This is a genomic window from Myxococcus hansupus (genome assembly GCF_000280925.3).
Lineage (GTDB): Bacteria > Myxococcota > Myxococcia > Myxococcales > Myxococcaceae > Myxococcus > Myxococcus hansupus.
Map to the genome: position 1 here is coordinate 1,765,843 of NZ_CP012109.1, position 13,416 is coordinate 1,779,258.

Annotated in this window: 6 protein-coding genes and 3 tRNA genes; 5 read left to right on the plus strand and 4 right to left on the minus strand. The window is 70.1% G+C overall.

What is annotated here, in order from left to right:
• The first annotated feature begins 197 nt into the window (after positions 1–197).
• From A176_RS07350 to A176_RS07370, 5 genes are all read left to right on the plus strand, one after another.
• The gene (locus tag A176_RS07350) at positions 198–2,063 is read left to right on the plus strand and encodes a hypothetical protein (protein WP_002634682.1); all 1,866 of its coding nucleotides are present in this window, start codon (positions 198–200) and stop codon (positions 2,061–2,063) included.
• Positions 2,060–3,652, plus strand: coding sequence for a hypothetical protein (locus A176_RS07355; RefSeq protein WP_002634681.1), 1,593 nt, complete (start codon positions 2,060–2,062; stop codon positions 3,650–3,652). Before A176_RS07350 ends, A176_RS07355 begins: the two co-directional genes overlap by 4 nt.
• Before the next feature lie 165 nt (positions 3,653–3,817).
• Positions 3,818–5,104, plus strand: coding sequence for a reverse transcriptase family protein (locus tag A176_RS07360; RefSeq protein WP_002634680.1), 1,287 nt, complete (start codon positions 3,818–3,820; stop codon positions 5,102–5,104).
• A 204-nt stretch (positions 5,105–5,308) separates the two neighbouring features.
• A complete protein-coding gene (locus A176_RS07365; protein WP_002634679.1) occupies positions 5,309–7,783 on the plus strand; it encodes an ABC transporter permease in 2,475 nt (824 codons plus the stop codon).
• A 332-nt stretch (positions 7,784–8,115) separates the two neighbouring features.
• A complete protein-coding gene (locus tag A176_RS07370; protein WP_044889536.1) occupies positions 8,116–9,564 on the plus strand; it encodes an FAD-dependent oxidoreductase in 1,449 nt (482 codons plus the stop codon).
• 65 nt (positions 9,565–9,629) lie between these two features.
• On the opposite strand, the gene A176_RS07375 is transcribed toward A176_RS07370, so the two are convergent.
• From A176_RS07375 to A176_RS07390, 4 genes are all read right to left on the minus strand, one after another.
• A tRNA-Asp gene (locus A176_RS07375) sits at positions 9,630–9,706 on the minus strand.
• A gap of 89 nt (positions 9,707–9,795) precedes the next feature.
• Positions 9,796–9,872 (minus strand) — tRNA-Asp (locus A176_RS07380).
• 14 nt (positions 9,873–9,886) lie between these two features.
• Positions 9,887–9,958 (minus strand) — tRNA-Val (locus tag A176_RS07385).
• 147 nt (positions 9,959–10,105) lie between these two features.
• Positions 10,106–13,411, minus strand: a complete 3,306-nt coding sequence (locus tag A176_RS07390; RefSeq protein WP_226994233.1) for an IPT/TIG domain-containing protein — start codon at positions 13,409–13,411, stop codon at positions 10,106–10,108.
• Between the last annotated feature and the right edge of the window lie 5 nt (positions 13,412–13,416).

The following is a 13,416-nucleotide window of genomic DNA, read 5'->3' on the forward strand; positions in this document are numbered from 1 at the left end:
CCCGAGCCTCAGCGCGGCGGCTGTGCGTCAGCGCCAAAGGGCATGGCGGCCTTTCCCACGCGCACTCCGTTCTCCCGCATGGGCCTGGGGCCCGGGAACGTCCTCGGGCTGGGCGGTTCCTCCGACGCCTCCCGGCGGTGTAAACGGTGGGGGTGAGCGAGCGATGGGAAGAACGCCTCCGCCGTGAAGCGAAGGAAATGGACGCCGCCATCCGTGGCGCCCTGGCGCGGCGACAGTCCGACGAGGAGCTCCTGACCGCGCTCGAGGCGCTCTCACGGCGCCCCCTCTTCCGCGCCTTCACCTGGTTGTGGGGCCCCGCGCTGAACGCGAAGGACCGCGTCCGCTTTCGCCCCTTCATCCTGTCCTGCTTCTCCCCGAGCGGCATCAACGCTCAGGGGACGTGGATGCATGGCTGGGGCGGGGAAAATCTGGCCGCCCTGGAGCAATGGCTCTGGGATGCCGATCGCGCCGATGACGTCGAGGTGTTCCGCCGTCTCTTCGCGTGGCGGTTGTCGACGCTGCGAGGCAAGCACCTCGACGCCACCTGGCGGGCCGAGGTGCTGATGCGTGCCCAGGCTGCTCGGACGCGCGCGGCGCGCCACATCGCCCTGGCCAAGGTCGACGTGGGCCTGGGCCGGATGGACGAGCCCACCGCACTGGCGCTGGATGCGTTGGACCCGGAGGTGGCCCGGTCCTTCATCCTGGAGCACCTGCCGTGGCGTTGGCAGAACACGCGCGAGCCCATGTGGGACACGCTGCGTGAGCGCGCCCAGGCCCGGGGAGACGCGGCGCTGGCTTCGGCTGTCTACCGGCGGCTGGTGGACGAAGACACCTGGCGGCAGGATGTCCTGGCGCTCGCGAGCACCCTCCGGGACCCCGCCACGCTGGTGCGCGAGTTGGAAGCACACCACCCTGAAAGCCTCGTGCCCAACGCCGCGCAGGTCTTCGTGGAGCTGGCGGAGGCCCGTGGACGCGACGTGGTGCCCTACCTGCTTGGCCATCTGCGCGCGGTGTTCCCTCGGCAGGGGATGGTGCGCCGCAAGAACGCGAAGGGCTTTCCGGAGCTGCTGGCGCTCGCGCGGGTCCGCGGCTGGGAGGATGTCTGGAGCGCGCTCCTGCGCACCTCCGCCACGGCGGAGACCTATGACGCCGAGGTGCGGCGGCTGTTGAACGACACCGACGCGGAGGAGGGCGTCACGCGTCGCCACCTGTTGCAGCTCGCGGGCGCGGGCGGCGAGGCGAACTTCCTCAGTTGGGGTGTGACGTGGGTCCAACCGCTGACGGATGCCACCGCCGTGGCGCTCTATGCGCACTTCCCGGAGCTGCTGCGAGGGCCCTTCCGCATGCACGTGGCCTCGGGCTGGCACTCCGCCTATCCCAAGCTGGTGACGCGCGCGCTGGAGGCGAACGACGAGGACCTGTTGGACTTCATCGCCAGCCGCGCCGCCATGCACGTGCCCTCGTTCGGCACGGCTCGGGAATGGGCGAGGGTGCTCGACGCGCTGTCCACCCACTACGAAGCCTTGCCGAAGGAAGGGGGCGCCTTCGCCCGTCGCGCCGCCAATGCCCTGGGGGCCCTTCCCGCGTATGCCATTGGCGCCATGCCCGTCCTGTTGGAGAAGAACCGGCTGGCACGGCTGTTCTTCCTGCGCTCGGATGACTTCTACCTCGCGGAGCCCCGGGCGGTGCGCGACCTGCTGGAGGCGCCGCAGATTCACGTCCAGGCGCTCGCCTTCCGGCTGCTCGGCCGGAACTCCGCGCGGGCCCGCGAGCTGGCCGCGAGGAACAGGGACTTGCTCCAGGCCACCTTGCTGCGTCCGCTGCACCGTCGCACGCGGCACGCCGCCTTCGGCGCGCTGGCCAACGCCGCCGCCCATGACGTGGAGACCGCGCGGGCGCTGCTGCCTCGCGTGAGGGATGCCTTCGCGCTGCCGGACACGCGCTACCCCAAGGAGTCCCTGGTGGACCTGCTGGCCCAGATGCTGGCGCGCTGGCCCGAGCTGCGGATGCCCACCGAAATCCCCACCGTCTTCGGACCTTCGGCGGAAGGAGACCGCACGTGACGGCTCTGGGCTTCCTGTACGCCACGCCCTCGGTGTTCGAGTCCACCCGCGAGCGCGCTCGGCTGGACTTGTCCGCGGACCAGCACCGGCCCGTGCGCTTCCACGCGCGGGTCGCCCGGGACGTGCTCTCGCTCCGGCTCGCGCTCCAGGCCCTGGGCGGCCTCATCTGGCATTCGGATGAGTGGAACCTGGGAAGCAGCGCAGGACTGCTGGACCCACTCATCACCGTCCATCCCGACCGCGTCTTCTTCGAGGCCTTCAGCCAGGACCAGAGCAGCTACGGGCTCGTCATCGTGGACCGGGACATCTTCGTTCCGGAAGGCGACGTGCGCTGCGGCACCACCAACGTGGACTTCACGGCGTGGTTGTGGGCGGCGCTGGGGGAGATGCGCTCCAGCCGGGAAACCCATCTGCGCATCGGTCCGGAAGGCTTCGACGTGCGCACCGGCGGCGCGGGCGGCCGTTTCGAGCAGAAGGTGGAGGTCCCCGAAGCCTGGGTGCGAGGCCTGCTCCAGTTGCAGGGGGCCATGGCGATGCCCGGCACGCGGTTGTCGGTGCGCCCCGTGGACCTGCTCGCGGCGGTGCGTTTCCTCAGCCACACCAAGGCCCGCATGTCGCCTCGCGCTCTGCGCTATGAGTTCGAGCCAGGGCAGGACGCGCGGCTGATGCTGGAGCCGTGGGAGCACCCCATCCCCTTGCGAGGCGCGGCCCATGGCTACACGGAGCCGCGCACCATCCGCACCTGGGGCCGGCGCCGGTTGCGCCTGCTGGAGCCGCTGCTGCCTTATGCGGAGCGGGTGGACATCTATCTGAAAGGCCGCGCGCTTCCGCACTTCTACGTGGCGCACCTGCCCGGCGGTGTGCGCTTCCTGCTGGGCCTGTCCGGATGGACGGAGAACCGCTGGACCCACACCTCGGGGCTGGACCTGCTCCTGGAGCCCACGCGCGATGCGGCACTCGCCGAGCGCGTGCTCGCCGTCCTGCGCGAGCGCTTCCACGCGTCGACGGAGGACGTGGCCACGGCCCTGGGGGTGGACGTGGCCCAGGCCGCTGGGGCTCTGGCTGCGCAATGCGCGGCCGGGCGCGTGCTCTTCGACGTGGAGGCCCGGCGCTGGCGCCACCGTGAACTCTTCGCCACGCCCGTGGACCTGGACCGGATGTATCCGCCCGACCCGCGCCGCGAGGACGCGGAGCGCTTGGAGGCCGCGGGCGCGGTGGAAATCACCTCCGCGGCGCCGCGCGAGACACGCAAGGTGCGCAGGCTGCCCACGCCGGAGGGCTCCATCACCCGTGAAATCGTTCTGCGGGACTGGGTGGTTCACGGCCGCGCGGGCGACCAGTCCGATATCGAGCTGGTGCTGAACGACGAGGACCGGCTCCTCTTTGGCCGTTGCGGTTGTGAGGCCTTCCGCGAGCACCTGCTCAACCGGGGGCCCTGTACCCACATGCTGGCGCTGCTCCGGCGCGCGCGGGTGCAACGTCGCGAGCTGGCCAGCTCCCAACCCGCCCCGGAGGACGCGCGCGCCGCACCTCGCGCGTCGCGGGAGGCCGCGCTTGACCCGGAGGGCGCCGATGACGATAACGGTTGACGCTCTCGGGAGAGGCCAGGGCTCGCAGATGAGCCATTCGTCCCGCGGTGTTTCGCCGCGGGGGAGTTCTGTTCCCTTCTCTTCGCCAGGGTCCCAGCGTACGCAACGCTGGGAGCCCCGGGTCCAGCGCCTCGCAAGTCATCCCCTGGCCTCTTCCGGAGCACCATGAGCTGGCTCGACTCCACCCTGTCCTGGCTCAAGGCGCGGTTCACCCGCCCCGTGACTCGCAGCACCACCGGACTGGACGCTCCGGTGGACGCGCAGGGGCGGCGCGTGGACGTGGTGAGCGAAACCGTCGTCATGTCGGGGCCGCTGAAGCCGGGCCACCTGCGGCAGATTCACCGGGACGCGCGGCTGCTGCCCAAGCCGCAGCGCCGCTACACGCCGGGCCGCGCGAAGTGGATGCCCGCGGCGGAGGCCCGTCGGCTCTTCTCCGGCACGCTGCGCACGCGCAATCGGAACCTGAGGGACCTGCTGCCCGACGAGGCGCAGCTCGCGCGCTACGGGCTGCCGGTGTGGCGCACGGAGGAGGACGTGGCCGCGGCCCTGGGCATCTCCGTGGGCATGCTCCGCCACTACAGCATCCACCGCTCCCGTGAGCGGGTGCGGCACTATGTGACGTTCGCCGTCCCCAAGCGCACCGGGGGCGTCCGTCTGCTGCATGCACCCAAGCGTCGCTTGAAGGCCTTGCAGCGGAAGTTGCTCGAAGTGCTGGTGTCGAAGCTGCCCGTGAGCCAGCAGGCGCATGGCTTCGTCTCGGGACGCTCCATCAAGACGGGCGCGCAGCCCCACGTGGGCCGGCGGGTGGTGTTGAAGCTGGACCTGAAGGACTTCTTTCCGTCCGTCACCTCGGCGCGGGTCCGCGGTCTGTTCATCGCCCTGGGCTATGGCTACGCCGTCGCGGCGACGCTCGCGGTGCTGCTGACGGAGTCCGAGCGCCAGCCCGTGGACATCGAGGGCACCGTCTTCCACGTTCCTGTGGGCCCACGCGTCTGTGTCCAGGGCGCGCCCACCAGCCCGGCGCTGTGCAACGCGGTGCTAATGCGCCTGGACCGGCGGCTGGCCGGACTGGCTCGACGCTATGGCTACACCTATACGCGCTACGCGGACGACCTGACCTTCTCCGGTGATGACCTTTCCGCGCTGGAGCGGGTGCGCGCGCTGGCCGCGCGGTATGTGCAGGAAGAGGGCTTCACCGTGAACCGGGACAAGACACGGGTGCGGCGCCGGGGCGGCGCCCAACGTGTCACGGGCGTCACCGTGAACGCGACGCTGGGCCTGTCTCGCGAGGAGCGCCGCCGCCTGCGCGCGATGCTCCACCAGGAAGGGCGGGACGGCGAGGACTCGACACGGCGCGCGTACCTCGATGGCATGCTCGCGTACGTGAAGATGCTCAACCCGGAGCAGGCCGCGCGGCTCGTTCGCAAGCGCAAGCCCCGTGCGGGTGGGTGAAGGCAGGCCGCGCGACGCTGCCATCCGGGTTGGAGCCTCCGCTGCGCCAAATACCCTGAAACAGATGACACATGCGTGCCCTCGCGGTCCCCGAGTCATCGGGTAACTCATGGCTCACGCGTTTCAACGCGGGGGCAGGAGCGAAAGTGGTGCAATGGGCCGCCTCGTGCGCCGTAGGGCGACCACACGCCGCCGAGGTCCCCCGTGTCCGCCCTTATCGAGGATGTCCGCTTCTCCCTCCGGCTCTTGCTGAAGAACCGAGGGTTCACGCTGGTCTGTCTCCTGACGCTGGCCCTGGCCATCGGGGCGAACACGGCCATCTTCAGCGTGGTGAACGGGGTGCTGCTGCGGCCGCTGCCGTACCCGGAGCCTGACCGGCTGATGCAGGTGGTGCGTGCCACCAAGGACCACGGGCGGTCGGCGACGCACTCCATCGCCGCCTATGTGTGGATGTCCGCGGAGGGCTCGCCCTTCTCGGGCGTCACGGCGTACGAGGTGCTTCCTTCAGGCTTCAGCGTCGTGGGCGACGGCATGCCTGAGCGATTGCCGGGCATGCGCGTGGCAGGGGGCTTCTTCGAGACCTTCGGTGTGAGGCCCGCGCTGGGGCGTGGCTTCCTTCCAGAAGAGGACGTGGTGGGCGGGCCCCGCGTGGTCGTCCTCAGCGAGAGTCTGTGGCAGCGGCGATTCGGTGGTGCGCCGGACGTGGTGGGCCGCTCCATCGTGCTCAACGACGAGCCCTACACGGTGGTGGGCGTGGCGCCCGCCTCGTTTGCGTACCCCAGGGGCGTGAACCTGTGGACGCCGCTCCAGCTCGACCTCACGAACCGGACGAACGCCAACTTCCTCTACGTCACCGGAAGGCTGCGCCCGGGCATCACAACCAGCGGCGCGGTGACGGCGCTGGAGACGTTGAGCGGACGCGTGCGCGCGGACAACCCAGGGCTGCTCGATGTGGGGCAGGAGTACGTCCCGGTGGAACTGCGGACGTTCCTCGCGGGCAGCATGCGGTTGGCGCTCTGGGTGCTGTTGGGCGCGGTGGGCCTGGTGTTGCTCATCGCGTGCGTCAACCTGGCCAACCTTCAGCTCGCGCGGGCGGCGGCGCGCAACCGCGAGCTGGTGGTGCGCGCGGCGTTGGGGGCGGCGCCGGGGCGGCTCGTGCGGCAGATGCTCACCGAGAGCCTGTTGCTCTCCGTCGCGGGCGGCGGGCTCGGGGTCCTGTTGGCGGAGGCAGTGTTGCCCGCGTTGTTGGCCCTGGCGCCGGACAGCGCAGTGCTGCTGTCCGGGGACGGAGGGGGCGCGCAGGTGGGCATCGATGGCACGGTGTTGGGCTTCACACTGGCCGCGTCGCTCCTCACGGGCTTGTTGTTCGGGCTGTTGCCCGCGTGGCAGGCGTCGCGCACGGACCTCCAGATGGCGCTCCGCGAGGGTGCCCAGCGGACGACCACGGGCCCGGGCGGCGGGCGCACACGCACGTTCCTGGTGGTGGGTCAGGTGGCCTTGGCGGTGATGTTGCTCGTGGGTGCGGCGCTGCTCATCCGTGGGTTCTCCGCGCTCCAGAGCGTGCAGCCGGGGTTCGACCCGCAGGGCGTCCACGTGCTGCGACTGTCGCTCCCGGAGGGACGCTACGGAACGTTGCAGGCGCTGGAGCGCTTCGAGACGCAGGTGGAGGAGCGCGTGCGGGCGTTGCCGGGCGTGGAGGTGGCCGGGTTCACCACCTCGCTGCCCATGGACAGCGGGCCCAGCATGTCGTTCTCCATCGAAGGCAAGTACACGGGGGACGACAACGGCCCTGGTTCAGGCTGGGGGCAGTACCGCCCGGTGACGCCGGGCTACTTCGGCGCGATGCGCATCGGCCTCGTCCGTGGGAGGCTGCTGGCGGAGACGGACGTGGCGGGCTCGGAGCCGGTGGTGGTCATCAACGAGACGGCGGCGCGCAGGTTCTGGCAGGGCGAGGACCCGCTCGGCCAGCGCATCCGGGTGGCGCATACCGTGCCGTCCCTCCGGGATGAGGTGCCGCGCGTCGTGGTGGGCGTGGTGCGCGACGTGCGCGAGGACGGCCTGAATGACGAATCGCCCCCGGTGATGTACCTGGCGCCGGGGCAGATGTCGCAGGGCATCGCGTCGATGATCGTCCGGATGATTCCGCAGAACCTGCTGGTGCGCGCCAGGGGCGGTCACGCGGATGTCGTCGCGGCCGTTCAGCGAGAGGTGTGGGCGGTGGACGCGCAGCAGCCAGTGATGGAGACATTGAAGTTGGAGGACCACGTCGCGCGCTCGCTGGGTTCCGAGCGCTTCAACATGGTGTTGCTGGGGATGATGGCGGCGCTGGCGCTCGTGTTGGCCGCGGTGGGCATCTACGGCGTGTTGTCCTATCTGGTGAGCCAGCGGACGCGGGAGATGGGCGTGCGGTTGGCGCTCGGCGCCACGCGGGGTGAGGTGGTGAAGCTGGTGCTTCGGCAGGGACTGGGCGCGGTGGCGGGCGGGGTGGTGCTGGGCTGCGCGGGTGCGTTGGCGCTGACGCGGGTGGTGTCCGGCTTCGTCCACGGCGTCAGCGCCCTGGACCCGCTGTCCTTCATCGCCGCGCCGCTGGTGTTGCTGGGCGTGGGGCTGGTGGCCATCTGGGTGCCCGCGCTGCGCGCCTCGCGCGTGGACCCCATCATCGCGCTCAAGTACGACTGAGGCAGGCGGGGCCGTGGGGTGTGTCGCACGGGCCCGTCGCGTCGGGGGAGCGTCAGCGGATGGCGAAGCCCCAATCGTACGGCGTGCCCCGGTAGCGGCAGGTGACGCCGTCGCTCCAGGCCCACGTCCTGTCGAGCCGGCCGCCCGGGCAGTACCTCCAGTATCTTCGCATTGGACTCCTGCAGGGGGGCGGTGGAGCTTTCGAGCCCCGGGCCCGAGAGGGCATGTCAGACCGGTGATGTGCAATCTCTTCGGCGGGCGCGCGCGGCGCTGGGGAAGGCGGACCCCGCTGAGCAGCAGCGCCACGACATGAATCCTTGGAGGCTTGGGACTTGGAAACCTCTGGACGCAGATTCGGAAGCGCCGTGGTCATCGGTGGCAGCATGGCGGGGCTCCTGAGTGCGCGGGTGCTCGCGGACCACTTCGACAAGGTGACACTGGTGGAGCGGGATGTCCGGGGGGAGGGGCCCGCCGCGCGCAAAGGTGTTCCGCAAGGGCCGCACATCCACGTGCTGTTGGACACAGGCCGGCGCATCCTCGACAAGTACTTCCCGGACCTGTTCGAGCAGCTCCAGGTCCAGGGCGCCGAGTTCATCGACTCGAGTGGAGACCTCGCCTGGCACCACTTCGGGGTGTGGAAGCTGCGCCGCGCCAGCGGCATCCCCGGGATGCTGTGCACCCGGCCCCTGCTCGAGTGGAACGTCCTGCGCCGGGTGAAGGCGCGGCCCAACGTAGCGGTGCGCGAGGGCTGCTCCATCGAAGGGCTCATCTACGACGAGAAGGGCACGGGGCGCATCACGGGCGTCCGGGTCAAGACACCCCAGGGCGAGGCGTCGTGGGAGGCGGACCTCGTCGTGGATGCCAGCGGCCGGGGCTCGCGGATGCCTCAGTGGTTGGAGGCCATCGGCTACGCACGCCCGGAGGAAGAGCAGGTCATCGTGGACCTTTCCTACACGACGTGCCTGCACGAGCCGCCGCCTCACTTCCAGAAGGAATGGAAGGCGCTCTTCCTCTATCCAAGTCCTCCCAAGGCCTGGCGCGCGGGTTTCATCTCACACGTCGAGGGAGGCCGGTGGCTCGTCACCCTCAATGGCTACTTCGGGGAGCACGCGCCCACCGAGTACGCGGGGTTCCTCGAGTACGCGCGCTCACTGACGCGTTCGGACCTGTACAACTCCCTGAAAGAGGCCACGCCGATAGGGCCCATCTCCCAGCACAAGGTGAAGGACTGCCGGTGGCGGCACTACGAGAAGTTGACCCGCTTTCCCGAGGGGCTGGTCATCCTGGGAGACGCCGCGTGTGCCTTCAACCCCCTCTACGGGCAAGGCATGTCGGTGGCGGGGCTTGGCGCCGAGTTGCTGGACACCTGCCTTCGCGAGCAGACCGAACGAGGCGTGCTATCGGGCCTGGCGCAGCGCTTCCGCGAGCGGCTGCCTGAGTTCATCCGGCTCCCGTGGCTGTTAGGCACGGGCATGGACCTGCTGTATCCGCAGGCCGTCGGGAAGCGACCCTTCGGCTTGGGCTTGCTGCACTGGTACATCCTGCGGCTGATGGAGCGCACGTCGACCGACGCACACGTCCATCACCAGTTCTACCGGATACTGCACCTGCACGCGGGGCTGGAGGCGGTTCTCCAGCCCTCCGTGGCCTTGCCCGTGTTGGGCCACGGCGTCATGTCGCTCCTCCGCCCTCTTGAGCGGCTGGCGAATACCGAGACACGACCTCCCCCTGTCACGCCCCCGCCTCCAATCCCTGTCCCGGTCCAGAAGTCCACGGGGTAGCCGCCGCGGCCCGGGCCCTGAAAAACAAAAAGCCCAGCAACCCCGAAGGATTGCTGGGCTTCTTTTGGCGAGGAGTACGGGACTTGAACCCGTGGCCTCCGGCGTGACAGGCCGGCGTTCTAACCAACTGAACTAACTCCCCACATCGGTACGACACGCGGCAGGGTGAAACTTCTGCCCTCACCCTAAAGGCGAAGGGCCCGGAACCTTGCGGATCCGGGCCCTTCTATTTGGCGAGGAGTACGGGACTTGAACCCGTGGCCTCCGGCGTGACAGGCCGGCGTTCTAACCAACTGAACTAACTCCCCACATCGGTACGACTTGGGCGGAACAGGGATTGAACCTGTGACCATCGCCTTGTAAGGGCGCCGCTCTACCGCTGAGCTATCCGCCCGTCAGGCGTCCGCCGCGCATCGGTGAGGCGGGCTTGTACCGACCCCATCCGACACTGTCAAGCATACGTTTCAGCGCCTCGGATCATTCCACGAGGCCGCCCGGACGCTGATGGGCATCCGAGCGGCCAGCGGAAGGCCGTGCCTGCTTACGGGACGACCGTGCCGATGTCGCCGCCCGAGAAGCCGTTGGTGCTGCCTCCCCGGTCATTCCGGTCGCCGTAGCAGAAGGCCCCGCCGTTCACCGAGTAGCGGTACGCGTAGGACGTCCCAGCGGGCACGCCCGCCGGCAGGTCCACGGAGTACTGGTCGTTGTCGCCCTCATCGCTGAGGTACGTCGCGGCCACCCAGGTCCAACCCGAGACGCCCGGGTCGCTGCTCGCGGGGCCATAGCCGAGCTGCGCGACGACGCCCGCGCCCTGGCCACCGCCCGGGGTGACACCCGCCGCGTAGAGCTGGCCGTACACGGTCCGCGCGCCGCCCTCGGCGCCCACCGCCATGTCGAACGGCCACTGGAGGTTGCAGTAGCCAATCACCGTGTGGTTGCCCACGGTGAGGGCGTGCTGCTGCCCCAGGGTGTAGCCGCCCACGTCGCTGCCGTCCTTGTCGCAGTACGTCCACGTGGTGCCGTCCGTGGTGTAGCGCATGCTGACGGCGCGGTTGCCGGTGTAGGCCGGCGCCAGCGTGGCGGTGAACTCATCCGTGTCCGCCTCGCCGTCCGCCTCGTTCGCGTACGCCGCCGCCGTCCACGTGAAGGTCGCGGCCTGGGTGGACGCATTGGCGTCCGCGGCGCCGATGCCGACCTGCACCTGGACGCCCGCGCCCGGGCCCTCGCCCGCGGTGACGCCCGGGACGTGCACCCGGCCCACCACGTTGACGGCGTCGCCGCTGCCCACCGTGGTGCCGCTCACGCTCTGCAGGCGGCAGTAGGCGGCCGTGGGCTCGGGGGCCGGGCTCACGGCCAGGGTGCCCGTCAGCGCCGGGTCGAAGCCCTCCGGGCCCGTGCTGTTGCCGTCCGCGTCGCAATAGAGGAACGCGCCGCCGTTCACCTGGAAGCGGTAGGCGAAGCGGTAGTTGCCCACGGTGCCCGGGTTGGGCAGCGTGGCCTGGTACCGGTCGTTGGCGAAGAAGTCCTCGGCGAACTGCGCGGACGTGCTCCAGTCCCATTCATCGGACGTGGCCGGGTTCTCGCCCGCGGGCCCCCAGCCGAGCTGGCCCACGATGTCCGCGACCTCGCCCGTGGTGGTGTCGGTGATGCCCGCCACGTTCACGAACGCGACGATGACGTGGCTTGCCGGCTCGGTCGCCAGGTACGTCAGGGACTGCGGCGTGTTGTTCCCGTCCGGCCCGAGCTTGCAGTAGTCGACCGCGTTGATGCTCTGGGCCTCCGTCACGGTGAGCGTGCCCGTCAGCGCCGCGTCGAAGCCGTTGGCGCCGCCGCTGTTGCCGTCCGCGTCGCACAGCAGGAAGGCGCCGTCGTTCACCTGGAAGCGGTAGGCGAAGCGGTACGTCCCCACGGCGCCCGGGTTGGGCAGCGTGGCCTCGTACACGTCATTGGCGCCCAGGTCCGTCCGGTACGTGGCGTTCGTCGTCCAGTTCCACTGCGACGAGGTGGCCGGGTTTTCACCGGCGGGACCCCAGCCGAGCTGGCCCACGACGCCCGTGCCCTGGCCCGCCGAGTTCGTCACGCCCTGCACCCACACCTGCGCCTCGATGACGCGGCTGGGCGTGGTGGCCGTGGTGTACGTCACCGACTCCGGCGTGCTGTTCCCATCCGGCCCCAGCTTGCAGTAGCCGATGACGCGCGGCACGACGGGCTGGCCCGTCACGGTGAGCACGCCGAGCTGGTCCATCTCGAACTCCTGGCCGCCGTCGTCCACGCCGTTGCCGTCGCACACGCGGATGGGGCCGCCGTCGTGGCTGAAGCGCACCGCGTAGCGGTAGTCACCGTTGGCCGCCGGGTTGGGCAGGGTGCCCTTCCACTGGTCGTTCACCTCGAAGTTGTCCTGGTCGAAGGTGAGCTGCGTGGACCAGTTCCACAGCGGCGAGGTGCGCGGGTCCTCACCCACGGGGCCCCAGCCGAGCTGTCCCGACAGGCCCGGCCCCGCGCCCTGGCGGTCCGTCACGCCGGGGAGGTTGACCTGCGCGTACACCGTGTTGAGGCCGGTCGTCTGCGTGGTCGTGTAGTTGATGACCGCGGGAGGCGTCTGGTCGAGGCCAATCTTGCACCAGGCGACGGGCGCCTTCGGGGCCTCGTCACCCACGGTGAGCGTGCCCAGCCGGGCCAGGCTGAAGGTCAGGTTGCCCTCGTTGCTGTCGTTGACGCCGTCGGTGTCGCAGTAGCGCCACGCGTTCTCGCTGATGCTGAAGCGGAAGGCGACCCGCCAGGTGCCCACGGTGCCCGGGTTGGGCAGCTCCGCTTCCCACTCGTCGTTGTTGCCGTGGTCCGTCTTGTACGTGGCGCCAATCCACGTCCACGCGTTGGAGTTACGCGGGTCGGAGTCCGAGGGGCCATAGCCCAACTGCGCGACCAGTCCCGAGCCCGCGCCGCCACCCTGGGTGACGCCGGCCGCGTACACCTGGCCCGGCACCTTCACGCGCGTCGTGTCGCCAGGGCGGTAGAAGATGTTGAGCGGCCCGTTGTTCCCGTCCGGCCCCAGCTTGCAGTAGTCCACGCGCGGCCGGGAGATGAACACCCGGCGCAGCATCGTCTCGGAGATGCCGTTGGCGCTGCCGTCGCCGTCCGCCATCACCCACGTGGCGCCACCGTCGACGGAGAAGCGCATGGTGACGACCCACTCGCGGCTCTCGCCGCCGATGGCCGGCTGGAGCAGCACGGTGCCCTGGTAGATGTCCGCCTCGCGGCTGTCCGTGTCGCCCTCGTAGCTGGCGCTCTCCCAGGTGTAGCTCTCCTGGTTGAGCAGGTCGGCGGTCGCGGGAGCGAAGCCCACCTGCGCGGTGATGCCGCCGCCCTGGCCGGTGCCGCGGGTGATGCCCGTCACGGTGACGGCGCCGCGCACGGTGACGCCCACCGGCTGGCCGCTGCTGACGGCGTCCACGTTGCCGTTGAGGATTTCGGCCTGGTCGATATGGGCGACCGGCGCGCCCTCGAAGGTGAAGCCGCCCACCAGCGTGCCGTGGGCGTTGTCCGGATTCACGACGCGCACGTCCACCGCGCCCGAGGTGGCGGTGGGGGTGTAGCCGTAGATGCGGTGGGAGTTGACCACCACGACCCGCAGCGCTTCCTGCTGGCCGAAGAAGAGCTTCGCGCCCTCCTGGAAGCCGGAGCCGTAGACGTTGATGAGGGTGTTACCCGCGGAGGGGCCGCCCGACGGCTGCACTTCCCGCACGGTGGGCGCGTTGCCGGTGGGTTGGGTTCCGTCGGAATCGCCGTCACAGGCGACAGCCAGGAGCGGCAGGACGAGGAGAAGGGCACGGAGACAGCGAGACGACATCGACA

Excerpts from the sequence above, each read along its gene's own strand:
- A176_RS07350 (WP_002634682.1), top strand. The coding sequence starts at position 198 with ATGGACGCCGCCATCCGTGGCGCCCTGGCGCGGCGACAGTCCGACGAG.
- A176_RS07360 (WP_002634680.1), top strand. The coding sequence starts at position 3,818 with ATGAGCTGGCTCGACTCCACCCTGTCCTGGCTCAAGGCGCGGTTCACC.
- A176_RS07390 (WP_226994233.1), bottom strand. The coding sequence starts at position 13,411 with ATGTCGTCTCGCTGTCTCCGTGCCCTTCTCCTCGTCCTGCCGCTCCTG.